The following is a 25,871-nucleotide window of genomic DNA, read 5'->3' as shown; positions in this document are numbered from 1 at the left end:
TGCTAGAGGATCTTCTCTCCGAAAAGGGAAGCCAGCAGCTCGACCGCCAGGCGGGCCGTCCGGTTCCCGCTGTCGAGCCGCGGGTTGACCTCGACCAGCTCCGCCGAGGTGAGAATGCCGGCTTCATGCAGCAGCTCCATGGCCAAATGGGCTTCGCGGTAAGACAGCCCGCCGCGCACCGGCGTGCCGGTGCCTGGCGCCTCTCCGGGATCGACGCTGTCGATGTCGAAGCTGAGATGGACGCCGTCCGATCCGTTCGAGACGATCGCGATCGCCTCCTTCATGACGTCGGCCATGCCCCTGCGGTCGATGTCGTGCATGGTGAAGCAGGCGATGCCGAGCCGGCCGATGATTTCCCGCTCCCCCTCGTCGAGGGAACGGGCTCCGACCAGCACGATGCGCTCCGGCTGAAGCTTCGGGGAATAGCCCCCGACGGCAGCCAGGTGCGGATCTCCGAAGCCGAGGCAGGCCGCGAGCGACATGCCGTGAAGATTGCCGGACGGAGTGGTGTAAGGGGTATTGAGATCGGAATGGGCGTCGATCCACAGGACGCCCAGCCTCTGTCGGCGGAAGGCTAGGCCGGCTATGGTCCCGATGGCGATGCTGTGGTCGCCGCCGAGTATGAGGGGGAAGCCCCCGTCGGCTGCCGCAGCGGCAGCCGCAGCGGTTTCTTCGGCCATTCCCAGCACCCGGCCCCAATGCTTCATGCCTGGAGCGCTTCGGAAATCGGCCTGCAAGCTCGCCGCCGGGACGCGGGGCAGCCGAACGGCTTGCCGGCCCAGGGCGGCAAGCCGTTCGGCCAGGCCGGCCTGGAGCAGCGCTTCGGGACCGGCTGCAGCGCCTCCGCGCCCGGCGCCGTAATCGAACGCCACGGGCAGGATGCGGACGGGCACAGTTGGATTCATCATCGGCATTCTCCTCTCGTCGGGTCAGGCAGCCTGCCTTCAGTTCCGCTTGAACAGGTTCCTCAGGACAAAGCCGGCATTTTCGGGGCGCTCCGCGAGCCTCCTGACGAAATACGGATACCACCGCTCTCCGTAGGGCACATAACAGCGGACGGTATAGCCCTCCGCGGCAAGCTGCTCCTGCATGGACATCCTCATGCCGTACAGCATCTGGAACTCGAACGCTCCCCTCGAGACTCCGCGCCGGGCCGCATAAGCCTTGGTCCAGCGGATGATCTCGTCGTCATGCGTGGCCACGGCGGTGTATACGCCGCTGTCCAGCCGCATCCGAATCAGCCGCTTGAAGCTGGCCGCGACCGTATCCGGCTTGGCGAACGCGATCGCCCGGCTTTCCTTGTACGCCCCCTTCACGAGCCTCAGATTGATGCGGGCGTTGCTGAGCTTGCGCACATCCTCGGCGCTCCGGTACAAATAGGCCTGAATGACCGTTCCGGTATTGGTCAGTCCTTCTTTATGCAGCTGGCGCACGATCTCGATCGTGCGTCCCGTATAGGGACTGTTCTCCATGTCCAGCCTCACGAACGCCCCTCTGGCCTTGGCTTCCCTGGCGATCGCCGTGATCCGCTCCCGGCAGGAGGCTTCGTCCAGCGCAAGCCCCATCTGCGTCGGCTTCAGCGAGACGTTGCCGGACAGGCCCTCCTGATGCAGCCGCTGCAGCAGCACAATATAGGCGTCCCGGTAGGCATCCGCTTCTTCCAGTGTCTTGATTCCTTCCCCGAGATGATCCATCGACACCTGAATGCCTTTATCCCGCAATCGGCACGCGGCTGCAACCGCTTCGTCCAGCGTCGTTCCGGCGACGAAGCGGGAAGCTCCAAGCTTCATGCCGACTTTATGGGCGGCAGCCTCCACGGCGCCGTTGCCGGCGAGTCCAAGCAGCACCGAACGATAGATTTTGTTGCCCAATCCCATCTAGCCCTCACCCTCCCTCCGCCGTCGCTTGTGGCGCGAGCGGCTCCAAGTCATGTTCAAGGCCGGTCATGATTATATATAGGCAGAGTGCCCGACACCCATGACTGCAAGCCAAAAGGACATACGGAGGCGAAAGAGATGCTGGAACCGTTCCGCAACGAGCCGCTCACCGATTTCCGCGACGACCGCAGCCGCTCGCTGTTTCATGCGGCGCTCGGTGAAGAGCGCGGACGCCAGGGCCAAACCTATCCGCTTCTGATCGGAGGCAAGGAGAGGCTGGAAGGAGATGCCGCAGACTCTCTCAACCCGGCGCGTTATGGAGAGGTGATCGGACGGATCGTCCAGGCGGACCTGCGGCAGGCGGCGGAAGCGGTGGAATCGGCCCACGCCGCCGCAGCCGGCTGGGCGCGGGAGCCGTTCGCCGCAAGGGCGCGGATTCTGTACCGCGCGGCGGCGCTGCTCAGAAGGCGCAAGCACGAATTTTCCGCGCTCATGGTGCTGGAGGCGGGCAAGCCTTGGGGGGAAGCCGACGCCGATACGGCGGAGGCGATCGACTTTCTGGACTATTACGGCCGCGAGGCGGAGCGCATCGGCGCGCCGCAGCCGCTGATCCGCCTGCAGGGAGAAGACAACGAGCTTCTCTACATTCCGCTCGGCACAGGGGTCGTTATTCCGCCGTGGAACTTCCCGCTCGCGATCATGGCCGGCATGACGGCGGCCGCGCTCGTCTGCGGCAATCCGGTCGTGCTCAAGCCGGCGAGTCCCACAGCCGTCATCGCAGCGAGGTTCGTCGCGCTGCTGCTGGAAGCGGGACTGCCGGAGGAGGTCATTCAGTTCGTGCCGGGACCGGGATCGGCCATCGGCGACGCGCTGGTGGATCATCCCCTCACCCGGTTCATCAGCTTTACGGGATCGCTGGAGACGGGACTGCGCATCCACGAGAGAGCATCGCGGCTGGCCAAAGGACAGCGCTGGATGAAGCGGGTCGTCGCGGAGCTAGGCGGCAAGGATGCGATCATCGTGGACAAAAGCGCCGATCTCGAGGCGGCCGCGGAGGCGATCGCAGCTTCGGCGTTCGGCTTTTCGGGGCAGAAATGCAGCGCCTGCTCCCGCGCGATCATCCATGCCGACGTCTATGACCGGGTGCTGGAGGACGTGGTGCGCCGCGCTTCGGGGCTGCGGGTCGGAGATCCGGCCGAGTACGGCACCGACATGGGGCCGGTCATCGACAAGGCGGCTCTGGGCAAGATCGCGGACTATGTGGAGATCGGCAGCGGCGAAGGCAAGATCGTCTGGGGAGGAGGCACCGACGACAGCTTCGGCTACTTTGCCCAGCCGACGATCATCGAGGGGGTGGACCGCAAGGCGAGAGTCGCCCAGGAGGAAATTTTCGGCCCCGTGCTGGCGTTCATCCAGGCGGATGATTATGCCGATGCGCTCGACATCGCCAACGATACGGCCTACGGTCTTACCGGCTCGGTATTTTCCGGCAAGCGCGCGCATCTGGAAGAGGCCCGGCGCTCCTTCCATGTCGGCAATCTGTACTTGAACCGCAAATGCACCGGCGCTCTCGTCGGCGTGCATCCGTTCGGAGGCTTCAATCTGTCCGGCACGGATTCCAAGGCAGGCGGCAGCGATTATCTGCTGCAGTTCACGCAGGCGAAGGCGATATCGGAGAAGCTGTAGGAACCGAGAATGATAGAGGCGGCTGCCGCAGCCCAAAAAGTCCGGACCGTCAGCGGGAAAACCGCTTGTGTCCGGACTTTTTCACATTTTTCAAGCCATGATGGATGGCTCGGATTTTAGGCTTGGAGCAGCCAAAGAGCGGGGACATTCGGAGGCTCCCAGCCCTGGAGCGACGTATGCGGCTGGCGGCATGAATACGTCTTGCCGCCGTAGGTGGCGAGGTCGCCGGTTTTGTAGGCGACGCCCGCAGCCCAAGCCTGCGCGCCGGCGGCATCGGTGGACGCCGTCACGGTGGCGGCGGGGGAGACGTTGCCGGCGGCATCCTTGGCCTTGACCGTGAACGTGTAGGAGGTGCCGGCGGTCAAGCCCGATACGGTAATGCTCGTGCCGGTTACCGCCAGCTGCTGGGTGCCGTAGGCGACGGTGTATCCCGTCACGCCGACGTTGTCCGTCGACGCGGTCCAGGACAGAGAAATGGAGGCGGACGTTTTGCCGGTGACGGATAGTCCGCTAGGCGCGGTCGGAGGCGACGTGTCGCCCGAAGCCGCGCTTGTGCGCACATTCAGCGCCGCGCTGGCGGCGGACAGGTTGCCGGCGGCATCCTTCGCCCTGACGGTGAACGAATAGTTTGTATCCGGAGCCAGACCGGTGACGACGGCGGAAGTTCCGGACACATTGAGCTGTACCGTACCGTAGCTCACGACGTATCCGGTGACGCCTGCATTGTCGGTCGAAGCGCTCCAGGACAGCGACACGCTGGTGGAGGAGACGCCAGTCGACGCCAGATTGGCCGGAACGGACGGCGCCTGCGTATCCGGAGCCTGCGGCGCGATCGCGTTCAGATAGGCCCGGTGCTTGGAGGAGAATTCGAAGCCGTTGAATTTGTCCCAATTGATCGACCAGGTCATCAGGCCGCCGAAGTTCGGATAGCCGGTCGAGCTGCCCCTCGTTTTGTACGACGACAGCTGCTTGCCCTTGATGAGGGCGTCGAGAGCCGTCTGCACATCCGCTGCCGAGGTGAATCCGCCGCCGGCATTGCCGTTGGCCGGCAAGCCGAGAACGACCTGTTCCTGCTTGAGGGCAGGGAATACCTGGCTGGCGTTTTTGGCGACGGGGAAGCCGGTCAGCAGCATATCGGCCATCGCGACATGGAAATCGGCGTTGCCCATCGTATGGTATTGGTCGTCGAGGCCGGTGATCGGGCCGGAATTGTAATTTTGCACCTGCAGCCAGTCGAGGATGTCCCGGGTGGCGTGGATGACGGGCAAATAGGCTCCGGCACGGGAGTCGCAGCTGATGCAGCTGCCTCCGTAGAACGAATAGCCGAGCTGGACGAAGAACGTTTCCGGGGCCATCGTCAGAATGAACTTATCGGTTCCGTACTTGCCGTTGATCGACTTCAGGGCGCTGATCAGGTTGACGACGACAGGCGTTGTCGGATTGCGGAAGTCCGAGTCGCCGGCGTTCAAATAGAGGGAATGTCCCTCGAAGTCGACGTCGAGGCCGTCGAAGCCGTATTTGTCGATGATTCCGGTTACCGAGGATACAAAGGCGTCTCTTGCCGCCGCGGTCGCAAGCTGGACTTGTCCGTTGGCGCCACCGATGGAGATGAGCACTTTTTTTCCTTTGCTTTTCAAGTAAGCGACATCCGCCTTGAAGTCCGCTTCGGTATAGTTGTAGGGGGCGAAGCCGATGGTGCCCGTCGCGCTGCCTCCCACCGGCTCCGCGAAGGAAACGTTGACGACGTCGAAGTCCGGCGAGACGTCGCGCAGGCGGATGAAGCCGGAGCCGTTGTCGAAGTTGTGCCAGTAGCCGACGATTTTGTAGCCGCCTGCAGGAGCGGCCGAGGCGCGGGACGGAAATGCGGCCGAGCTCAGAATCGACGCCGCCAGGACGGCCAGGCAGAGCCAGGCGGCCAGCAGCGGTCTTCGCGTCGTGGAAGATGGATAAGCGTACATGATGAAACCTCCTCTAAAGGATTCGGGATTCGGGAAACGGGCTTAGCGCCGCTGCGGTCAAGCGGCTGAACCTGCTCGCGGGCTGCCTGTTTCGGCAGCCGGACCAAGCCTCCTTTCGCAGGAATGGGAACGAGAGGGAAACGAGGCGTCTTCGGCGCCGGGTCCTTGACGCTGATTCTATTATCAGGGGCTCAGACAGCCGGCAGAAGGGAGAAGTTACGATCGTACAGGGGATAATTTCCTCTTGAAAGGCATGGAGAGGCGTCGGCGCATTCCCGGGACAGGCCCGGCGCGGGCAGCCGGGCACGCTTCCAAACGCATCGGCGGTTGTGGTACGATAGCAGGGCAAATGGGCGGCGGAAGCCGTTAGAAGCAGGAGGGGCAGGCACGAATGAGAGTAATCGCGGGCGAGGCCAAGGGCAGGCCGCTGAAGGCGGTGCCGGGCATGAATACGCGTCCGACGACCGACAAGGTGAAGGAAGCCGTGTTCAGCATGATCGGCCCTTATTTTGAAGGGGGATGGGCGCTGGACCTGTTCGCCGGCACGGGAGGCCTGGGCATCGAGGCGCTGAGCCGCGGCATGGACAAGGCGGTCTTCGTCGACCAGGACCGGACGAGCATTGCGGTCGTCAAGGCCAATGTGGAGGCGGCAGGCATGTCCGGGCGCGCCGAAATATATACGAACGACGCCGGAAGGGCGGTCAAGGCGCTCGCGAAGCGGGGAATAGCTTTTGCGGCCGTATTCCTGGATCCGCCTTACCGGCTGACCCATATGGATGCGCAGATGATGGAGCTGCAGGAGCGTCGGCTGCTCGCTGACGATGCGGTGATTGTGGTGGAGCACGACGCAGGGCATGCATACCCCGAAGTCATCGGCGGCTGCCAACAGACGAGAAGAGTGCAATATGGCGAGACGGCCGTGACCGTATACCGGTATCGGCCCGAACAGACGGAGGTTGCGGATGCAGATGGGAACTAATTCGGGCGGTACGCAGGACGGCTTGAAGGAAGAGGACGGATTGATCCTTAGCGGCAGGGTGGCTGTCTACCCGGGAAGCTTCGACCCCGTCACATGCGGGCATCTCGACATCATCCAGCGGGCGGCCAGGCAATTCGATACGGTTATCGTGGCCGTTCTGAACAACACGAGCAAAAACCCGCTGTTCTCCGTCGAGGAGCGTCTCGAGCTGCTGGCGGAGATCACCCGTGACATCCCCAACGTGGAGATCGACAGCTTCCGCGACCTGACCGTCCGCTTCATGCGCTCGCGCGGAGCGCGCACGATCGTGAGGGGCATCCGGTCGGTGACGGACTTCGAATACGAGCTGCAGCTGGCGTCGATGAACCATCAGCTCGACGGCGACATCGAGACGATCTTCATGATGACGAATCCCAAATACTCGTATCTCAGCTCCAGCATCGTCAAGGAGATCGCCCGCTTCCATGGAAGCGTCAAGGATCTCGTTCCGCCGGAAGTCGAGAGGGAGCTTGAACGCAAATACGCAGACCGGCAGCCTTGAGCGGCCGGTCTGTTGCCGCTAGGCTCGGCGGCGCAGTCCGCGGACGGCGGCCGAGAGAAGGAGCAGGGCTGCCAGAACGACGGCCCAGGCTGCGGCGGAATAAGGCAGGGACGGCCAGAGAGAAGCCGGAAGAGCTTGCTCCCAGCCGGATATGCCGGGAATGAGGAAAGCTGGGCGCGCGGATGAAACGGCCGTCTCGGCATAGGAGGCCAGCGCGCTCAGCGGTATCCATAGCACGAGCGTCAAGCCGGCGGCGATGGCGGAGGCGAGCAGCCGGGCTCCAGCCAGCGGGAGCAGCCGCAGTCCGGTGCCCGACGACGTTCCGGCCGCTTGGAGCAAGGAGCAGAGCCCGCCCCACGAGAGCGCTGCGGCGATGGCTGCCGTCTGCAGCAGGGAGGACGGCTCGGGAGCGTGCCAGCTGGCGAGGGCGTTCGTGCCGAGATGGACTTCCGCGAGCGAGATCAGGAGCGGCCCTTGAACGGCTTCGGGAAGAAAAGGCTGCAGCAGCCGGATGACGACGGCGGCCAGAATGATGAGTCCGCCGGCGTTCATGAGCTGCTGCACGGCGCCGGCGACGCCGTCGCCCAAAGCTTTGCCGAAGGAGCGGCCGTCCCGCTTCCTGCCTTCTTCCATGGCGAGCACAATGCGCCAGGCCGCTCCTTTGTCGCCCTCCGCCTGGGCTTGCTGCTCCAACAGGGGGACTGCCGCAGGCTTCCGGATTCCGATGCTGACGATCATGCCGGCGATGAGGCTGGACAGCCACAGCACGGGTATGAGCATGAGCCCGAACCGAGGCTGATGGAGGAAGCCGGCGCCGACGACAACGATGACGAAGAGCGGATTGGGGAGATGGGCGGCGGCGAGCAGCCGCTGTCCTTCCGAGCGCGTCAGGCGTCCGCTGGACACAAGCGAGGCCGCTGCCTGGGCTCCGGCAGGGAAGCCTCCGGTCCAGCCTTGGACGAGGCCCCAGCCTGCCGCTCCGGGAAGCCGAAGCAGCCTTGTCGTCAGCGGAGCCAGCATGGCTCCGATGGCGTCGACGAGGCCAAAGGCGAGCATCAGCTCGGCCAGCACGAGGAAAGGCAGCAGCGAGGGGAAGACGAAGTTCCACCAGAGGGACAGGCCGGAGAGCGAGGCTTGAAACGCTTCGGACGTTCCTCCGACGATGGCTGCGACGAGCAGGATGGCGGCGCAGGCGGTTAGCAGGGTACGCAGCATGAGGGAGCCTCCTAGCGGAATGGAATGGTCTGCCGATGGTTGTCCGCGTACAAACGGTACCTAACTATACGCCTCGCGCGGACAGGTTAGAACGTCCGCGCCCATGCCTGGAAGGGCCGGTCTCCTCGGGGGCGCCCGCCTCGCTGCCCGCAGCTGCGATCAACAAGAAGGAGGCTTTGCTCCATGCGCTCCAAATCAGCCCCAATGCCGGACGGCCCATTGCCGGACGCCGGATCCCGGGGGCAATCAGCGGGAGCCGCCCGCAGGCTGCTGACGCTTGCCGCTTTAGGCGCGGTCCTGCTGCTTTGCGCCGTGCCGCGTCCCTATTACATCGTGAAGCCGGGCTTTGCGCTGGATGCGGCCGAGCTGCTCCCGCCGGGCCAGTCAGGGAGCGGCAAGGGGAGCTGGCTGTATACCGCCATCCGGGTCGATGATGCCAGCGCCGCCGAAGCGGCGGCCGCTTGGCTTTTCAAGGGCAGTCGGGTGATGGAGAAGAGGGCTTTGCTGAGGGGCGAGTCCGAGGCCGATTACATGGCCGGCATGAAGCTGGTCATGGAAGCGTCCCAAGCCGACGCCGCCGAGGCTGCATACCGGCTGTCCGGCGTTTCTTATCTCCGCATCCCGGAGAAGGCCGTCGTTCTGGAGGGGGGCCGCTTGGGTAGAGGGGCGGAGCTCGCGGCGGGCGATCTCGTCGCGGGCCGCGCCGGAAGTCCCGTGAAATCCTTGTCCGGTCTGGCTGCCTGCCTGGATGCCGCCGCCGCTGGCGGAGGCGTCATCATGGAGCTTGCGCGCGGTTCGCGGACAATTGCCGTTCATGTAGATATGAACCGCGACGAACTGGGCGCGTATGCCGAAGGACTGAAGCGATTGGCTGCCGGCAAGGAGCCGCAAGCCGGAACGGAAGCTGGAACGGAAGCTGGAACGGAAGCTGGAACGGAAGCCGAAAAAGCGCCCGCTGCAAATGCAGCGGGCGCTCCGACATGGGGAGAACTGCGAGTCATCGAAGACGGGGAAACCGGACTCCCGCTGGAATGGAAGGAAGCCTCCGCCGGCGGGCCGTCCGCAGGATTGATGATGGCGCTGGCCGTGTACGATCGCCTGACGGCGGGAGACGGCACCGGCGGCCTGAAGGTTGCCGGAACCGGAACGATGTCGCCGGACGGCTCGGTCGGAGCTGTCGGCGGCGTCGCCCAGAAGGTCGCAGCCGCAGCGGCTGCCGGAGCCGATCTGTTCCTCGTCCCTCCGCAGGAGAGGCGAGAGGCCGAAGCGTCGGCGCTGCGGCTGCAAACGCGGATGAAGATCGCCGCGGCCGCGACGCTGGAGGCTGCGGCGGAAGCTGTCGCCGCGCAGGCGGCGCTGCGGGAGCAGTCCTTTTTCCCGTGACCGGCAGTTTTCCAAGAAGGATGGTTCGGCGACCCTTTCGTTCCGCTCCGTGCTGAATGAGCGGAACGAAGGCAGCTCACTCCAGACGGACGGGAGGCTCGTAATAGTCGCGGAACAGCTCTTTCGGCCCGGGCGGGGCCATTCCGCCGCGGCCGGCGGAAGCGTACACCGCTGTCGCCCGCACGTCCAGCTCCAGCATGGAGAGCCCTTGCGGAGCTCTCGCCGCGCTGAGCAGAACGGGAGCCGAAGCGGAGCGCCTCATCCGGGCCAGCAGCTCCCGGCCCTTGGGGGTGAAGCCGAGCACGCGGATGTAGCCCGGCCCTCCGTTCAGCCGCTCGGGAGACAGCTCATCCTTGCGCAGGTCCAGCAGCACGCCGAGGAGGGCGCGCTGGAGCCGGGTTCTCGTGTAGCGCTTCGTTTTCATCGCCTGCAGCAGCGCCTCCATGCCGGCGGCAGGCAGCTCCCGGAGGCTTGACAGCAGGCGATGCTCCAGTCCTTCGCCCATGCCGAGGATGCCGGCGAGCGAAGCGGGCGCATCCGTCAGGATCCGGTGCAGCAGCTGGGGAAAATAATCGTCCCAGGAGCGCGGAGCGTTTCCTTCCTGCCATTGTTGCTCCAGCACCTCGATCGTACCGGGAGGCACGAACGGCGCAAGCGAGGAAAGGCTGCTCCCTTCCGACAGCTTCTTGCGCAGGGCGGTCGCGCTTGCGATGGAGCCGGATTCCGCTACCGGATCGTGGTAGCCGGCTCCTTCGCGGCGGATCGTAAGCGGCTCCATCCGTCCCTTCAGCCGCCGCAGGGCGATCAGGTAATGAAGGCCGAGCGTCTGGTTCGGAAGCGCAAGCTCCTCCGGAGACAGTCCCAGATCGGCGGCGTCACCGGACCGGGCCATATACTCCATCAGGGCAAAGGAATACGCGGAAGGATAAGGCGCGCCTTCTCCGAGACGATGCCGCAGCAGGGCGCGGAATTCGTCCGGCTCGTCCGCCAGCAGGCCGGCTGCGCGGCTCAGCGGCTCAAGCCTGCCGCTCTCGCTGCCGAAGCAGAACGCGTCGACGACGCCGGTCGACTCCAGCACCGCGACGGCCCCGTGCGCGAACCATTCGGCAGGCTGCACGGAATAGGCGAGCGGCAGCTCCAGCACGAGGTCGCAGCCTCCCAGCAGAGCGGTGCGCGCCCGCGCCCACTTGTCCATGAGCGCGGGTTCGCCGCGCTGCAGGAAATGGCCGCTCATGACGGCGACGACGGCATCGGCGCCCGCCGCTTCTACGGATTTTTGCAAATGATAGGCATGGCCGTTGTGAAAAGGGTTATACTCGACGATAAGACCAGCTGTGCGCATATTACACCTCGACAAATCGGCAGATTTCCGCTTTACTATAGCATGAAATGTCCCGAGCGGTAATCGGAGGGCTTTTGGTTGACAAATGGTTCCCGCGCTCGATATAATAAATTTTGTTTGTTTGGAGTGATCTTATGGAATTTCGTGTTATGGAAGTTGTTTCCAAAGGGGTCGAGCACAGCTTCAACGAAGAGCTGGACATGCAGGAGCTTTTGGGCGACCGCAAGGACGTCCTGTCCGCTAGTCCGCTTCGCGCCAGCCTTGCCGTCCGTCCTTTCGACGGGACCGCGCAGGTAAGCGGAGAGCTTAGCGCCGATCTCAAAATGGCTTGTTCCCGATGCCTGGAGCCGGCCGAGGAGCATATCGTCATTCCGATCGAAGAACGGTTTGCCCATGTATCCGCGGCGAAGGACATTAACGAGGACGAAGATCTCATCATCGTGGAAGAGGACAAGGTCGACCTGAGGCCTTATGTCGAGGGAACCATGCTTCTCTATCTTCCGATGTCTCCACTATGCAGCGACGACTGCAAGGGGCTTTGTCCGGATTGCGGGATCAATCTCAACGAGCAATCATGCGGCTGTTCCCAGGATGTGATCGATCCGAGGTTCGAGGCGCTTAAGAAGCTTCTGGAGTAGGACTTGGCATGATTGTCGGCGGAAGCCGCCCATTCTTTTAAGGAGGTGTTAGACAATGGCAGTACCACAACGTAGAACGTCCAAAACCCGCCGCGACAAACGCCGCACGCACTTCAAGCTTGCAGTGCCGGGCATGGTGAAATGCGAGCAGTGCGGAGAGCTCAAGCTGGCTCACCATGTTTGCAAAGTATGCGGATACTACAAAACCAAAGAGGTTATTTCCCAGTAGTCTCTTGCCGTTCCCGTCACGGGAACATTTTCGAAGCGCTCCGCCTCCGTGGCGGAGCGTTTTTTATTGCCCGGAATAGGCGACGCCCGGCTTGAAGACCGTCAGGCGGCAGGGTGCGGGGAGTCCATTGCGACCATCGGCGATTTTCTATATACTGAATTGGTACCAGGTGTTAAAAATGAGACGGTCGAAGGTGGTGGCGGTATCGAGCGCCTGCCGAAGAAGCAGCGGCACCAGCAGCTGCTGGGCCTGTTGGACGACAATCCGTTCGTCACGGATCGGGAGCTGACTAGGCTGCTTAGAGTAAGCATACAGACGATCCGGCTGGACCGGATGGAGCTCGGCATTCCGGAGCTGCGCGAGCGGATGAAGCTGATGGCCGAGCGCTCCTACGATGCCGTTCGTTCGCTTCCGCTGGACGAGGTCATCGGCGAGATCGTCGATCTGCAGCTCGACAAAAGCGGAATTTCCCTGTTCGAAATCGGCGAGGAGCATTCGTTCTCGCGGACCGGCATTGCGAGGGGCCATCATATTTTCGCCCAGGCCAACTCTCTTGCCGTCGCCGTGATCAACGACGAGATCGCTTTGACGGCTACCGCCGACATCCGTTTTCTCCGGTCCGTCCGGCTGGGGGAGAAATGCATCGCCAAAGCTTACGTCCGCTCCAATACAGGGCAGCGGAGCAAGGCGAAGGTGGAGGTATTCTCCTATGTCGGAGACGAGATGGTGTTCGAAGGCCATTTCGTCATCCATCGTTCGGGGGGAGAGGCGGCCGCGCCAGAAGGAGGAGAATAGCGTGAGAATTGCCATCGATGCGATGGGAGGCGACCATGCGCCTGCCCAGATCGTGCTGGGCGCGCTGGAAGCGGCCCGTCAGTGGCCGGATACGGAAATCCTGCTTGTGGGGGATGAGGCTGCGATCGAGGCTGCCCTTGACGGGCAGTCGGCGGCCAACCTGACGGTCCAGCATGCATCCGAGAAAATAGACAGCGACGAAGAGCCGGTAAAAGCGGTCCGCCGCAAAAAGGACGCCTCGATGGTGGTGGCCGGACGGATGCTGAAGGAAAAATCCGTCGATGCCATGCTGTCGGCCGGCAATACGGGCGCTCTGATGACAACAGGCCTGCTTGTCGTCGGCCGCATGCCCGGAATCGAGCGGCCTGCGCTGACGACCGTGCTGCCGACGATGGACAATGTAGGCGTGCTCGCTCTGGATCTCGGCGCCAATATGGATGCCAAGCCCGAGCATCTGATGCAGTATGCCGTGATGGGGAGCATTTACCGCTCCAAGGTCGAAGGCATCGAGCGGCCGCGTGTCGGGCTGCTCAACGTCGGCACCGAAGCTTCCAAGGGCAACGAGCTGACGAAGGCGGCCTACGGCTTGATCGAGGCGGCGCCCGTTCATTTCATCGGCAACGTGGAATCCAGGGACGTCATGCAGCGCAACTGCGACGTCATGGTCTGCGACGGATTCGCCGGCAATATATTGCTCAAGACGATGGAGGGCACGGCAGGCGCCGTCATGAAGGAGATCAAGGGAGCTTTCACGAAGTCCCTGATGACGAAGCTTGCCGCAGCCATCATGATGCCGGGGCTCAAGGGCCTTCGCGACAAGATGGACTACTCCCATCACGGAGGAGCACCGCTTCTCGGCTTGAACGGCCTAGTCGTCAAATGCCACGGCTCCTCCAATGCGGCCGCCGTCAAGAACGCGGTCCGGCAAGCCCGGACTGCGCTGCAAGCCGGCCTTATCGAGACGGTAGCCGCGGAAATCAGCGGAAAAGAGGACTTATCATGAATCTAATCCCAGTCGGTATTATCGGTACGGGCAAATACGTTCCGGAACGAGTGTTGACCAATAAAGAGCTCGAGCAGATGGTGGAGACGAACGACGAGTGGATCGTCACCCGCACCGGCATGCGGGAACGCCGCATCGCGGCGCCGGAGCAGGCGACCTCCGATCTCGCCTACGAGGCTTCCGTCAAGGCGCTTGACAGCGCGGGCATTACGGCGGAGGACCTGGACTTGATCGTGGTTGCGACCATTACCCCGGACATGTTCTTCCCGTCCACGGCCAGCCTGCTCCAGGATCGGCTCGGCGCCAAGCGCGCAGCCGCGTTCGACCTGTCCGCCGCATGCTCGGGCTTCATCTACGGCCTGGCGACGGCAGCCAACATGGTTGCGACCGGCATGTACAAGAACGTGCTCGTCGTCGGGGCCGAATGCCTCTCGCGGATTACGGATTACACGGACCGCAATACATGCATCCTGTTCGGCGACGGAGCGGGCGCTGTCGTGCTCGGCGAAGTGCCGGCCGGCCGCGGCTTCAAGTCCTTCGATCTCGGCTCGGACGGCTCCGGCGGCCATCTGCTCAAGATTCCCGGAGGCGGCTCGCGCATTCCGTCTACGGCGGAGTCGGTGGAGCAGAAGCATCATTTCCTCAAGATGGCCGGAAACGACGTCTTCAAGTTCGCTGTCCGGGTCATGGGCGCCGCGGCCGACGACGCTCTGCGCAAAGCCGGCCTGACCAAGCAGGACATCGACCTGCTCATTCCGCACCAGGCCAACATCCGCATCATCCAGGCGGCGCTGAACCGGCTCGACCTGCCGGAGGAGAAGGCCGTCATCAACCTCGACCGCTACGGCAATGTGTCCGCCGCATCGATTCCGCTTGCCCTTTGCGACGCCGTCGAGCAAGGCCGGGTATCCGAGGGAGACACGCTGCTTATGGTGGGCTTCGGCGGCGGCCTTACCTGGGGAGCGGCGGTCCTGGTCTGGTAAGCAGGCCCTTCAGGCGAATTTCCGTGAAGGAAACCATTTGATCGGAGGAGCATCTTTGAGCAAAATCGCATTCGTATTTCCGGGGCAGGGAGCACAGGCGGTCGGCATGGGACGGGATCTGTACGAATCCAACGCCCGCGCCAAAGCCGTCTTCGACGAAGCCGACGCGGCACTGGGCTTCCCGCTGTCCGATATTGTCTTCAACGGTCCTGACGAGGCTCTCAAGCAGACGGCCAACACGCAGCCCGCGCTGCTGACGACGAGCGTTGCCTTCCTGGAAGCATTCAAGGAAGCCGGCATTTTGCCGGCTTACGCCGCGGGCCACAGCCTGGGCGAATACAGCGCGCTGGTGGCCGCAGGCTCGCTCGGCTTCGCCGATGCGGTCCGCACCGTCCGCGCGAGAGGCGAGTTCATGGAGCAGGCCGTTCCTGGCGGACAGGGCGCCATGGCGGCCGTTCTCGGCGCCGAGCGCGGACCGCTCGCGGATCTGTGCGCTTCAATCTCGGCCGAAGGCAGGCCGGTGGAGCTGGCCAACGTCAACTGCCCGGGACAAATCGTCGTGTCGGGCAGCGCAGAGGGCGTTGCGGCAGCTGTTGAGAGGGTCAAGGAGGCCGGAGCCAAGCGGGCGGTTCCGCTCGAAGTGAGCGGCCCCTTCCATTCTTCCCTGATGAAGCCTGCAGCTGCGAGGCTGGCCGAGGTTTTGGAGCAGGTCGAGATCAAGGACGCTCAGTACCCTGTCGTCGCCAATGTGAACGCGGCAGCCGTACAGGCGGCCGGCGACATCCGCAGGCTGCTCGTGGAGCAGGTCTATTCTCCCGTACTGTGGGAAGATACGGTCCGGATGCTGATCGCCGAGGGAGTGGACACATTCGTCGAGATCGGATCGGGAACCGTTCTGGCGGGGCTCATCAAGAAGACGGACCGCGGAGCTCGCGTCATCGGCGTGAACAGCGCCGATTCGCTTGCGGCCGCGATCCAGGAGCTTGCCTAGAATACAGCTTGCGCCAGGCTCATGCCTGCGCCGGCAGCATCAGCAGTCATTCAGATAGGAGGAACACGCCATGTTTGCAGACTTGTCGGGCCGCACGGCCCTCGTGACAGGCGCTTCCCGCGGCATCGGCCGCGCGATCGCGATCGCCCTGGCAGAAGCCGGCGCCGACGTCGCGGTCAATTATTCCGGCAGCGAGGCGGCGGCGGCGGATACGGCAGCCGCTATCGAAGCCCTCGGCCGCAAAGCGGTGATCCTCAAAGCCAACGTAGGCAAGGCCGCCGAGTTCGACGAAATGGTCAAGTCCGTCCTGGACGCCTTCGGAAAGCTCGACATCCTCGTCAACAACGCCGGCATCACGCGCGACAACCTGATCATGCGGATGAAGGAAGAAGAGTTCGACCAGGTCATTGAAACGAATCTGAAGGGCGTCTTCAACGGCATCAAGGCCGTTACCCGTCCGATGATGAAGCAGCGTTCCGGTCGGATCATCAACATCTCTTCCGTTGTCGGTGCGATGGGAAATCCGGGCCAGGCCAACTACGTCGCCGCCAAGGCCGGTGTCATCGGCCTCACCAAGTCCGCCGCCCGCGAGCTGAGCTCGCGCGGAATTACGGTGAACTGCATCGCTCCGGGCTTTATCGAGACGGAAATGACGGACAAGCTTCCCGAGGATGTCAAAGGATCCATGATGGGCGGCATTCCGCTCGCCCGTCTCGGCAAGCCGGAGGACATCGCGGCCGCCGTCCGTTTCCTGGCGTCGTCCGAGGCTTCCTATATGACCGGCCAGACGGTGCATGTCGACGGCGGCATGTACATGTAATGACGGCACTCGGGAAATGATAAGTCGCTGCCGGCGATCGGCGGGCATTCCACGCGCCTGGCGGGACGGGACAAGCCGATGGACCGGGGCTGTCCTGGCCTTCCGGGCGGAAAGCGGCCGCCGGCGGCAAGGAAACGTTTGCGGTCTGGCATTTTAAATTGGATTCTCGTATAATACCATGGAGGAGGTGAACCGGATGTCCGAAGTAGTGGATCGCGTCAAACGCATCGTAGTGGATCGTCTTGGCGTAGACGAGGCGGAAGTTACCCTCGAAGCTTCTTTCAAGGATGACCTCGGCGCTGACTCGTTAGACGTCGTTGAACTCGTCATGGAGCTTGAAGATGAATTCGACCTGGAAATCTCTGATGAAGATGCGGAGAAAATCACGACGGTGGGAGAAGTAGTCAATTACATACAATCTCATACGTAATTGTCCACGAGAGTCCCGTTTCACGACGGGACTTCTCTCTTCATCACCGCAAGATTATCCCGCGGCCCCTTCAACCCGTTTGATCGGCGGCCATTCTCTCCCTGATTCTCCAAACGTCATCCGCACATGCGCTCGTCCCGGATCGGGACCGAGGCGCCATATCCGAACTCACTAACCTGCATGCTGCAGCTGCGATGGACAGGCCCGCTACCAAGCGGCGCACGGCCCGTATGCTGATGGATAGATATGTTTGCAAGACGGCGCAAGACGTGCCGTCCACATTGCCGTTCTCCGAGGTGAATTGAATGAATAAACGAGTGGTAGTAACAGGCTTGGGCGTATTGACCGCCCTTGGCGACAACAAAGAGCAGTTCTGGGGCAGCCTGATGGAAGGCAAATCCGGCGTATCGGAGATCGAATCATTCGATATCTCCGAATATCCGACCAAGATCGCGGCCGAAATCAAAGGCTTCGACCCGGAGAGCTACGGTCTCGACCGGAAAGAAGCGCGCCGCATGGACCGCTTCGTCCAGCTGGCTGTCGTGGCGAGCCTCAAGGCTGTCGAGGATGCCGGCCTGCGCATCGGCGAGAACAGCGATGCCGAGCGCACGGGCGTCATGGTCGGCTCCGGCATCGGGGGCCTCGGCACCTGGGAGGACCAGCACAGCGTGCTGCTGGAGAAAGGGCCTAAGCGGGTCAGCCCGTTCTTCATTCCGATGATGATCGCGAACATGGCTTCCGGCCAAGTATCGATGGCGACCGGCGCCAAAGGTCCCAATACGACCGTCGTAACGGCATGCGCGACAGGAACCCATACGATCGGGGATTCGTTCAAGATGATTCAGCGCGGCGACGCCGACGTCATGATCTGCGGCGGCGCGGAATCCACGATCCGCCCGATGGCGATGGCCGGCTTCTGCTCCATGCGCGCCATGTCGGTGCGCAATGACGAGCCGCAGAAGGCGAGCCGTCCGTTCGATGTCGACCGCGACGGATTCGTCATGGGCGAAGGCGCAGGCGTCCTTATCCTGGAATCGCTGGAGCATGCCGAGGCGCGGGGCGCCCATATATACGCCGAAGTGATCGGATACGGCATGAGCGGAGACGCCCATCATATGACGGAGCCGGATCCGGACGGAGCGGCACGCTGCATGAAGATGGCGCTGCGCGACGCGAAGCTGGAGCCGGAGAGCATCGATTACATCAATGCGCACGGCACGTCGACGCCGGTCGGCGACAAGTCCGAGACGACGGCGATCAAGAATACGTTCGGAGAGCATGCCTACAAAGTCGCCGTCAGCTCCACCAAGTCGATGACGGGACATCTGCTCGGCGCCGCAGGCGGCGTTGAGGCGGTCATCCTGGCGCTGACGCTGCAGAACGGCGTCATCGCTCCGACGATCAACCTCGACAATCAGGATCCGGAATGCGATCTGGACTACGTGCCCAACGTTCCGCGCCAGGCGGATGTCCGCACGGCGTTGTCCAACTCCTTCGGATTCGGAGGCCACAACGCGACGATCATCATGAAGAAATATGAAGCGTGAGCGATTTCAGGACCTGCAGCGCCAGCTAGGCTTCACCTTCGCCAAGCCCCAGCTGCTGAGACAGGCTTTCACGCATACTTCCTACGTGAACGAACACCGCGATGCCGTAACCGAAGACAATGAACGGCTCGAATTCCTGGGCGACGCCGTGCTTCAGCTGCTCGTGTCCGAGCATCTGTTCCAGACTTATCCCGAGCGCCCGGAAGGAGATCTCACCCGGATGCGGGCGGCGATCGTCTGCGAGCCTTCGCTGGCCAGATTCGCCGAGCGGCTTGATTTCGGCTCGTTCGTCCGTCTGGGCAAAGGCGAAGAGCAGCTTGGCGGCAGGCAGCGCCCTGCGCTGCTGGCCGATCTGTTCGAAGCGTTTGTCGGATCGCTTTATTTGGACGCCGGGGTCGACACGGTCAGGGACTTTCTCCGCCGGGTGATGTTCGCCCGGCTGGAAGGCAACGAGGGCCTCTCCGGCAAGGATTACAAGTCCAAGCTGCAGGAGCGCGTGCAGAATCTTTCCCTTGGCGGCGTTGAATACCGCGTTGCCGAGGAGCGCGGTCCGGCCCATGACCGGGAGTTCGTCGTTCATGTCCACGTCGGCGAGGAGATTCGCGGGCGCGGCATTGGACGCACCAAGAAGGAAGCGGAGCAGAAGGCCGCCGAGGAAGCTTGGCAGGCAGTTTCGGAGCCGCAGGCCGATTAGCACCGCGAGCCATCCAGAGCCCGGCACCGTCATTTCAGGTGCCCGGGCTTTTTTTATTTCCCATGGAAGGATTCGACGCGCCAAGCACGCTGACCAGCCGCCCTGCCGTATGGTACAATAGCCACAAGAGGTGAACCGCTACCCATGTTGTTGAAACGGATTGAATTATCGGGCTTCAAATCCTTTGCGGACAAAACCGAAATGGAGTTTGTTCGCGGCATTACCGCCGTCGTCGGGCCTAACGGCAGCGGCAAGAGCAATATTTCCGACGGCATCCGGTGGGTGCTCGGCGAGCAGAGCGCCAAGAGCCTCCGCGGCGGCAAGATGGAAGACATCATCTTCGCCGGAAGCGACGCCCGCAAGGCGGTCAATTACGGCGAGGTCTCGCTGACGCTGGACAACTCCGACGGCACGCTGTCGCTCGAGCATCAGGAGGTGACGGTGACCAGGCGCGTGCACCGGAGCGGCGACAGCGAATATATGATTAACCGCCAGTCCTGCCGGCTCAAGGATATTACGGAGCTGTTCATGGATACGGGCATCGGCAAGGAAGCCTATTCCATCATCGGGCAGGGCCGCATCGAGGAAATCCTCAGCACGCGTTCGGAGGACCGGCGCGGCATTTTCGAGGAAGCCTCCGGCATCGTGAAGTACAAATCCCGCAAGCGGGAAGCCCAGCGCAAGCTGGACGACACCGAGAGCAACCTGCTGCGCATCTACGACCTCGTCTCGGAGCTGGAGGATCAGGTCGAGCCGCTGCGGGAGCAGTCGGAGCGGGCGATCCAGTTCAAGGCGCTCAAGGAAGAGCTCAAGAGCAGCGAGATCGGCCTGTACGTCCATCAGATCGATCAGGTGCATCAAGGCTGGAACGAGAACAACGCCAAGCTCGAAGTTCTCCGCAAGGAGGAGCTGGAGCTGTCCTCGGTCGTCAGCAAGCATGATGCGCTGCTGGAGAAGGACCGCATGCAGCTGCGCGAGCTGGAGTCGCAGCTGGAGGAGCTGCATGCGGCTATGCTGCAGTACAGCGAGGACTACGAGAAATGCGAAGGATACGGCGAGGTGCTCAAGGAGCGCCGCCGCAACCTCGACGGCAACCGCGTCCAGCTGGAGCAGTCGCTGGAATCGCTGCGCGGCCGCCAGGAGCAGATGGCCGCGGAGGAAGAGGAGATCCGGGCCAAGGCAAGCGCCTTGGAGGCTGTCCTCATCGATCTCCGCAGCCGAATGCAGGGAGAAGAAGGCCGCCTGGCGGGAGTCGCCGGAGGCATTTCGACCGAAGCGGGCGAATCGCTCAAGGGCGAATTGCTGGAAGTGCTGAGCACGATGGCCCAGCTGCGCAACGAAATCCGCTATTCCACGCAGCAGAAGGAATCGCTCCAGCGCCGAATGGACCGCCTTGGCGGCGAAGAGGGCAAATGGCAGGAGAATTCGGAACGGCTGGAGAGCCGCAGGGCCGAGCTTGAGCTGTCGCTCAAGCGGACGGTGCAGGAGCTGGAGTCCGTTCGGAACCAATACATACAGCAATCCCAGCGGGTGCAGGAGATTCAGCGTCTGCAGGAGGAAGCCGGCGCCGCCTTGCGCAAATGGGAGCAGCGGCTGGAGGCGCTCACCTCGCGCCGGGATACGATGAAGGAAATGCAGGATGCGCTCGACGGCTTCATGCACGGCGTCCGCGAGGTGCTCAAGGCTGCGCGGCGCTCTTCCGGAGGACTCGAGGGCGTGCACGGCGCCGTCGCCGAGCTCGTCCGGGTGCCGCAGCGGATCGAGACCGCCGTCGAGACGGCACTGGGCGGAGCGCTGCAGCATGTCGTCATGCAGGACGAACGGACGGCGCGCGCGGCGATCGCTTTCCTGAAGCAGCGTCAGCTGGGACGGGCGACGTTCCTTCCCCTGGATGTCATCAAGGGGAGATCGGTTCCGGAGCAGGACAAGCGCCAGGCCGCATCGATGGAAGGCTACATCGGCGTTGCCGCCGAGCTGGTCGGCTGCGAGCCGCGGTACGAGAATATCGTGAACAATCTGCTCGGCAACGTGCTTCTGGCCGAGAATCTGGAATGCGCCAACCGGATCGCAGCCCGCTGCGGCTACCGATTCCGCGTCGTGACGCTGGAAGGCGACGTCGTCAATGCCGGCGGCTCCATGACCGGGGGCAGTCTCCAGAAGAAAGGCGCAAGCCTGCTCGGCCGCCAGCGGCAGATCGAACAGCTCGACATGGAAGCCTCCGACATGCAGAAGCAGATCGATCGGCTTCGGGGGGAACAGTCGGACTTGCGCAAGGAATTGTCTATCGCCGCCCAAAATCGGGACGAGCATCGGGAGACGGCGGAGCGGCTGAACGTGCAGGAGCAGCAGAGGCGCACGGAGCTGCAGCATGTCACGAGCGAGGCCGCCGCGCTTGCCGAACAGGGCGCGGTCTTCAGTTCCGACCGCAGCGGCAACGAAGAGGAGCTGCGCCAGCTGGACCAGGCGGCAGCGGAAGCCGCCAGCCGGCTCGATGAGCTGGGCATACGCGAAGCGGGCCTGCAGGAAGCGATCGCGATGGCGGAGCAGCGGCGCAAGGCGAGCGAATCGGCGAAGGAGGAGCTGCAGGGGCAGCTGACCGATCTCAAGATCCAGGTCGCGAAGGCGGACCAGGAGCGGCTTGCCGTGCAGGACGTGCTGAACCGGATCAAGGGCGACAGCGGCAGGGCGCGGTCGGAGGCGGCTTCCCTGGAGGCCGCGCTGCGCGAGCGCCTTCAAGAGCAGGAATCGCTCGAAGCCGAGTCGGTGAAGCAGATCGAGGAGCTCAACCGGCTGCGGCTGCGCAAGGAGGAATGCTCCGCGCAGACGGATCTCAAGCGGTCGGCGCGCGCGGACAAGAGCAAGGAGCTTGAGCTGGGCGAAAGCGAAACCCGCGAGCAGCGCAGCGGACTGAAGCGCGTCGAGGAGCAGCTCCGGCAGACGGAAATCGCCGTCAACCGGCTGGATGTGGAGCTGGACAACCTTCTCCGCAAGCTGAGCGAGGAATACGGCCTCAGCTATGAGCTGGCCAAAACCCGCTATTCCATGGCGGGAGAAGCCGCCGAGGTGCAGACGGCGGTGCGCGACTTGAAGCGGCGCATCGCCTCGCTCGGCGAAGTCAATCTTGGCGCCATCGAAGAATACCAGCGGGTTCGGGAACGCTATGAATTCCTGGATGCGCAGAGGCTGGATCTCGTCGAGGCCAAGGCGACGCTCTATGAAGTCATCCGGGAGATGGACGAGGAGATGTCGAAGCGCTTCCGGATCACCTTCGAGGAGATCCGCCGCCACTTCGTCGTCGTATTCTCCAAGCTGTTCGGAGGAGGGCGCGCCGATCTGGTGCTCGTCGATCCCGAACGGGTGCTCGAGACCGGCATCGACATCGTCGCCCAGCCTCCGGGCAAGAAGCTGCAGAACCTGCAGCTGCTCTCCGGCGGCGAGAGGGCGCTGACCGCGATCGCCTTGCTGTTCGCCATCCTCCAGGTCAAGCCCGTTCCCTTCTGCGTGCTCGACGAGGTGGAGGCGGCGCTCGACGAGGCCAATGTCGCGCGCTTCGCCCAGTATTTGCGGGAGTTCTCGGAGCTGACCCAGTTCATCGTCGTCACCCACCGCAAAGGCACGATGGAGGAAGCGGACGTGCTGTACGGCGTCACGATGGAGGAGGGCGGCGTCTCCAAGCTCGTATCGGTGCGGCTTGAGGACGAGGAGGCGGCCGTATCGGCCTGATTGGCGCAACAGAGGGCGGCGGCGCCATCGCTGCCTGCCTCGACTATAGAATAATGAAGGACCGGAGGAAACGGCATGGGATTTTTCAAGAAGCTTAGAGAAAGCATCGCCTCCAAGACGGAGTCGGTCACGACGATATTCAAGGACGGGCTGGCCAAAACCCGCACGGCTCTCGTGGAACGGGTGGAGGAGCTCATCACCCGCAGGAAGAAGATCGACGAGGATTTCTACGAGGAGCTGGAGGAAATCCTCATCAGCGCGGATGTCGGCGTCAACACCGTCATGGAATTGATCGACGACCTGCGATCCGAGGTGAAGAAGCGCAAGATCGAGGATGCCGCGCAGCTGCAGCCGGTGCTGTCGGAGAAGCTGATCGGCCTGCTCGGCAGCGACAACGGCAGCGAGCTGCGCATGGCGGACGAAGGCATCACGGTCATTCTGTTCGTCGGGGTCAACGGCGTCGGCAAAACGACGACGATCGGCAAGCTCGCCCATAAGTTCAAGAGCGAGGGGAAATCGGTGCTGATGGCGGCCGGCGACACCTTCCGGGCCGGCGCGATCGAGCAGCTTGAAGTGTGGGGCCAGCGCGTCGGCGTCGACGTCATCCGCCAGCAGGCGGGCTCCGACCCGGCGGCGGTCATGTATGACGCCGTCCAGGCGGCCAAGCAGCGCAAGGCGGACGTCCTTCTGTGCGACACGGCGGGCAGGCTGCAGAACAAGAGCAACCTGATGGAAGAGCTGAACAAGATCTTCCGCGTCATCCAGCGCGAGATTCCGGGCGCTCCGCATGAGGTGCTGCTCGTTCTCGACGCCAATACGGGGCAGAACGCGCTCAGCCAGGCCAAGATGTTCGGCGAGAAGAGCGGCGTGACCGGCCTCGTGCTGACGAAGCTCGACAGCACGGCCAAGGGCGGGATCGTCATCGCGATCCGCCATGAGCTGGACCTTCCCGTCAAGTTCGTCGGCCTCGGCGAGAAGATGGAGGACCTCCAGCAATTCGACTCCGAGCAGTTCGTGCATGCGTTGTTCGCGGGCCTTATCCGGGATCAGGATTCCGGGCCGGAACAATAGCCTGATTGCTGACAAGGTCAAAAGCTTGACACCTGCCCCGGCGTAGGGTATGATAAGTTTCGCTAACGCAGGATGACCGGCTGCGGCCGGCCTGCAGGATCTGGAAGGAGCTGCTGCCGATGGCTGCCGATCAGCGCGACGCGCTGGAGAAGACGACACGGATCAACATGCTGTTCGATCTGTACGGTCAGCTGCTTACGGAGAAGCAGGTCTCCATCCTGACGTATTATTTCCTGGACGATTTCTCGCTCGGAGAGATCGCCGCCGAGCTCGGCATCAGCCGCCAAGCGGTATATGAGCATGTCAAGCGCGGCGCGGCGCTGCTGGAGGATTACGAGTCGAAGCTCGGAATGCTGTCCCGCTCGGTGGCGGCCTCCAGACTGCTGGACGAGCTGCAGGCGGAGCTGGGAGAGATCGCTCTCACCCCTGCCGGAGCCAGGCTCGCGGAGCTGGCGGAGGCTCTCCGGGAGTCGCTCATGCCTGGAGAGCAGGAGAATTGAGAGAATGACCGCCTTATGGCGGCTGATATAACGACAACATACGCATGGAAGCGGACAGGAGGTGGCGGGAATGGCTTTTGAAGGGTTGTCTAGCCGGCTGCAGAACGTATTCGGCAAGCTGCGGGGCAAAGGCAAGGTAACGGAAGACGATGTGAACGAAGCCATGCGCGAGGTCAGGCTCGCACTGCTGGAAGCCGACGTCAACTTCAAGGTCGTCAAGGAATTCATCGCCAAGGTGAAGGAGCGCGCCCTCGGCCAGGAGCTGCAGAAAAGCTTCACGCCGGGCATGGTCATCATCGACATCGTCAACAAGGAATTGACGGAGCTGATGGGCGGCACGCAGAGCAAGCTGGCCAAGGCGAACCGTCCTCCGACGGTCATCATGATGGCGGGCCTGCAGGGCGCCGGCAAAACGACCACTTCCGGCAAGCTTGCCCTCATGCTGAAGAAATCCAACCACAAGCCGCTGCTCGTGGCGGGCGACATCTACCGCCCGGCGGCGATCAAGCAGCTGCAGGTCGTGGGCGGAGGCATCGGCGTGCCGGTGTTCACCATGGGCGACCAGACCTCTCCGGTCGAGATCGCCCGCCAGGGCGTCGAGCACGCCAAGGAGAACGGCCTGGACTATGTCATCATCGATACGGCCGGCCGCCTTCACATCGACGAGGCGCTCATGGAAGAGCTGAAGCAGATCCATGAAGTGACCAAGCCCGATGAAGTGCTGCTCGTCGTGGATGCGATGACCGGCCAGGAAGCGGTCAACGTCGCCCAGAGCTTCCATGACCAGCTGGCGCTCACCGGCGTCGTGCTGACGAAGCTCGACGGCGATACCCGCGGCGGAGCGGCCCTCTCGGTCAAGGCCGTCACGGGCTGCCCGATCAAGTTCGCCGCGACCGGCGAGAAGATCGAGCCGCTGGAGCCGTTCCATCCGGAACGGATGGCTTCCCGGATTCTCGGCATGGGCGACATGCTCTCCCTCATTGAGAAGGCGCAGTCCAGCATCGACGCCGACAAGGCTGCCGAGATGGAGCGCAAGATGCGCAACGCCGAGTTCACCTTCGAGGATTTCCTGGAGCAGATGGAGCAGGTCCGCAGCATGGGCCCGCTGGATCAGATCATGGATATGCTGCCCGGCATGAACAAGATGAAGGGCATGAAGGATCTCAAAGTGGACGACAAGCAGGTCGGCCGTGTCGAAGCGATCGTGAAGTCGATGACGACAGAAGAGAAGCGCAAGCCCGAGCTTCTCAACCACAGCCGCCGCAAGCGGATCGCCGCAGGCAGCGGCACCTCGGTGGCGGAAGTCAACCGGCTGATCAAGCAGTTCGACGACATGCGCAAGATGATGAAGCAATTCTCCTCCATGATGGGTCCGAAAGGCCCCAAAGGCGGCATGAAAGGCCTCAAAGGCTTGCTCGGCAAAAACATGAAGTTCCCGTTCGGCTGATCTTCAGCCTGCGATAACG

The 25,871-nt window shown here is 63.0% G+C and carries 23 protein-coding genes; 18 read left to right on the top strand and 5 right to left on the bottom strand.

Features of this window, described 5'->3' with window-relative positions:
- Window positions 1–2: 2 nt before the first annotated feature.
- Both rocF and VE23_RS06130 read right to left on the bottom strand, forming a co-directional pair.
- Window positions 3–905, bottom strand: a complete 903-nt coding sequence (gene rocF / locus VE23_RS06135) for an arginase (RefSeq protein ID WP_049869647.1) — start codon at window positions 903–905, stop codon at window positions 3–5.
- Between the two features lie 39 nt (window positions 906–944).
- Entirely contained in the window at window positions 945–1,877 is a 933-nt protein-coding gene (locus VE23_RS06130; protein ID WP_049867562.1) for a proline dehydrogenase family protein, read from the bottom strand.
- Between the two features lie 138 nt (window positions 1,878–2,015).
- Here VE23_RS06130 and pruA point away from each other — a divergent pair, with 138 nt between their 5' ends.
- Entirely contained in the window at window positions 2,016–3,563 is a 1,548-nt protein-coding gene (gene pruA / locus VE23_RS06125; protein WP_049867561.1) for an L-glutamate gamma-semialdehyde dehydrogenase, read from the top strand.
- 116 nt (window positions 3,564–3,679) lie between these two features.
- Here pruA and VE23_RS06120 read toward each other — a convergent pair whose 3' ends face one another.
- Window positions 3,680–5,440 carry a fibronectin type III domain-containing protein gene (locus VE23_RS06120; protein ID WP_374725898.1) on the bottom strand — a complete coding sequence of 587 codons (1,761 nt, stop codon included), beginning with the start codon at window positions 5,438–5,440 and terminating at the stop codon, window positions 3,680–3,682.
- A 472-nt stretch (window positions 5,441–5,912) separates the two neighbouring features.
- On the opposite strand from VE23_RS06120, the gene rsmD reads away from it, so the two are divergent.
- Window positions 5,913–6,500 carry a 16S rRNA (guanine(966)-N(2))-methyltransferase RsmD gene (gene rsmD / locus VE23_RS06115; protein WP_021881645.1) on the top strand — a complete coding sequence of 196 codons (588 nt, stop codon included), beginning with the start codon at window positions 5,913–5,915 and terminating at the stop codon, window positions 6,498–6,500.
- Window positions 6,490–7,041 carry a pantetheine-phosphate adenylyltransferase gene (coaD, locus tag VE23_RS06110; RefSeq protein WP_083436665.1) on the top strand — a complete coding sequence of 184 codons (552 nt, stop codon included), beginning with the start codon at window positions 6,490–6,492 and terminating at the stop codon, window positions 7,039–7,041. The genes rsmD and coaD overlap by 11 nt, the downstream gene beginning before the upstream one ends.
- Before the next feature lie 18 nt (window positions 7,042–7,059).
- Here the strand turns inward: coaD and VE23_RS06105 are convergent, their stop codons facing one another.
- Window positions 7,060–8,256, bottom strand: a complete 1,197-nt coding sequence (locus tag VE23_RS06105; protein WP_049867560.1) for a hypothetical protein — start codon at window positions 8,254–8,256, stop codon at window positions 7,060–7,062.
- Window positions 8,257–8,439: 183 nt separating this feature from the next.
- On the opposite strand from VE23_RS06105, the gene VE23_RS06100 reads away from it, so the two are divergent.
- Complete coding sequence (locus VE23_RS06100) at window positions 8,440–9,639, top strand: S16 family serine protease (RefSeq protein ID WP_157053915.1); 1,200 nt, start codon at window positions 8,440–8,442, stop codon at window positions 9,637–9,639.
- A 76-nt stretch (window positions 9,640–9,715) separates the two neighbouring features.
- Here the strand turns inward: VE23_RS06100 and VE23_RS06095 are convergent, their stop codons facing one another.
- On the bottom strand, window positions 9,716–10,981 hold the full coding sequence (locus tag VE23_RS06095) for a nucleotidyltransferase (RefSeq protein WP_049867558.1): 1,266 nt from the start codon (window positions 10,979–10,981) through the stop codon (window positions 9,716–9,718).
- A 134-nt stretch (window positions 10,982–11,115) separates the two neighbouring features.
- Between VE23_RS06095 and VE23_RS06090 the strand changes: the two genes are divergently transcribed.
- The 14 genes from VE23_RS06090 to ffh all read left to right on the top strand — a co-directional run bounded on the left by VE23_RS06090 (window position 11,116) and on the right by ffh (window position 25,852).
- A complete protein-coding gene (locus tag VE23_RS06090; protein WP_048744877.1) occupies window positions 11,116–11,619 on the top strand; it encodes a YceD family protein in 504 nt (167 codons plus the stop codon).
- 55 nt (window positions 11,620–11,674) lie between these two features.
- Window positions 11,675–11,848, top strand: coding sequence for a 50S ribosomal protein L32 (rpmF, locus tag VE23_RS06085; RefSeq protein ID WP_021880971.1), 174 nt, complete (start codon window positions 11,675–11,677; stop codon window positions 11,846–11,848).
- A 213-nt stretch (window positions 11,849–12,061) separates the two neighbouring features.
- Entirely contained in the window at window positions 12,062–12,643 is a 582-nt protein-coding gene (fapR, locus tag VE23_RS06080) for a transcription factor FapR (protein ID WP_174806366.1), read from the top strand.
- 1 nt (window position 12,644) lies between these two features.
- Complete coding sequence (gene plsX, locus VE23_RS06075) at window positions 12,645–13,646, top strand: phosphate acyltransferase PlsX (RefSeq protein ID WP_048744876.1); 1,002 nt, start codon at window positions 12,645–12,647, stop codon at window positions 13,644–13,646.
- Window positions 13,643–14,629 (top strand): beta-ketoacyl-ACP synthase III, encoded by a 987-nt coding sequence (locus VE23_RS06070; RefSeq protein WP_048744875.1) that lies wholly within the window; start codon window positions 13,643–13,645, stop codon window positions 14,627–14,629. Before plsX ends, VE23_RS06070 begins: the two co-directional genes overlap by 4 nt.
- A 55-nt stretch (window positions 14,630–14,684) precedes the next feature.
- Window positions 14,685–15,620, top strand: coding sequence for an ACP S-malonyltransferase (fabD, locus tag VE23_RS06065; RefSeq protein ID WP_021880974.1), 936 nt, complete (start codon window positions 14,685–14,687; stop codon window positions 15,618–15,620).
- Window positions 15,621–15,690: 70 nt separating this feature from the next.
- Window positions 15,691–16,440 (top strand): 3-oxoacyl-[acyl-carrier-protein] reductase, encoded by a 750-nt coding sequence (gene fabG / locus VE23_RS06060; protein WP_021880975.1) that lies wholly within the window; start codon window positions 15,691–15,693, stop codon window positions 16,438–16,440.
- Between the two features lie 196 nt (window positions 16,441–16,636).
- A complete protein-coding gene (gene acpP / locus VE23_RS06055) occupies window positions 16,637–16,870 on the top strand; it encodes an acyl carrier protein (protein ID WP_021880976.1) in 234 nt (77 codons plus the stop codon).
- A gap of 305 nt (window positions 16,871–17,175) precedes the next feature.
- Window positions 17,176–18,417 (top strand): beta-ketoacyl-ACP synthase II, encoded by a 1,242-nt coding sequence (gene fabF / locus VE23_RS06050; RefSeq protein WP_021880977.1) that lies wholly within the window; start codon window positions 17,176–17,178, stop codon window positions 18,415–18,417.
- Window positions 18,407–19,111 carry a ribonuclease III gene (rnc, locus tag VE23_RS06045; RefSeq protein WP_021880978.1) on the top strand — a complete coding sequence of 235 codons (705 nt, stop codon included), beginning with the start codon at window positions 18,407–18,409 and terminating at the stop codon, window positions 19,109–19,111. The genes fabF and rnc overlap by 11 nt, the downstream gene beginning before the upstream one ends.
- A gap of 144 nt (window positions 19,112–19,255) precedes the next feature.
- Window positions 19,256–22,834 (top strand): chromosome segregation protein SMC, encoded by a 3,579-nt coding sequence (gene smc / locus VE23_RS06040; RefSeq protein WP_049867557.1) that lies wholly within the window; start codon window positions 19,256–19,258, stop codon window positions 22,832–22,834.
- Window positions 22,835–22,909: 75 nt separating this feature from the next.
- Window positions 22,910–23,905, top strand: coding sequence for a signal recognition particle-docking protein FtsY (gene ftsY, locus VE23_RS06035; RefSeq protein WP_021879125.1), 996 nt, complete (start codon window positions 22,910–22,912; stop codon window positions 23,903–23,905).
- A gap of 119 nt (window positions 23,906–24,024) precedes the next feature.
- Window positions 24,025–24,405, top strand: a complete 381-nt coding sequence (ylxM, locus tag VE23_RS06030; protein ID WP_048748693.1) for a YlxM family DNA-binding protein — start codon at window positions 24,025–24,027, stop codon at window positions 24,403–24,405.
- Window positions 24,406–24,475: 70 nt separating this feature from the next.
- Window positions 24,476–25,852, top strand: coding sequence for a signal recognition particle protein (gene ffh / locus VE23_RS06025; RefSeq protein WP_048748694.1), 1,377 nt, complete (start codon window positions 24,476–24,478; stop codon window positions 25,850–25,852).
- Window positions 25,853–25,871: the final 19 nt, after the last annotated feature.

The sequence above is a fragment of the Paenibacillus sp. D9 genome (assembly GCF_001188365.1).
In the GTDB taxonomy this organism is placed as follows: domain Bacteria; phylum Bacillota; class Bacilli; order Paenibacillales; family Paenibacillaceae; genus Paenibacillus_O; species Paenibacillus_O humicus.
This window is presented reverse-complemented; position numbering and strand designations above follow the sequence as displayed.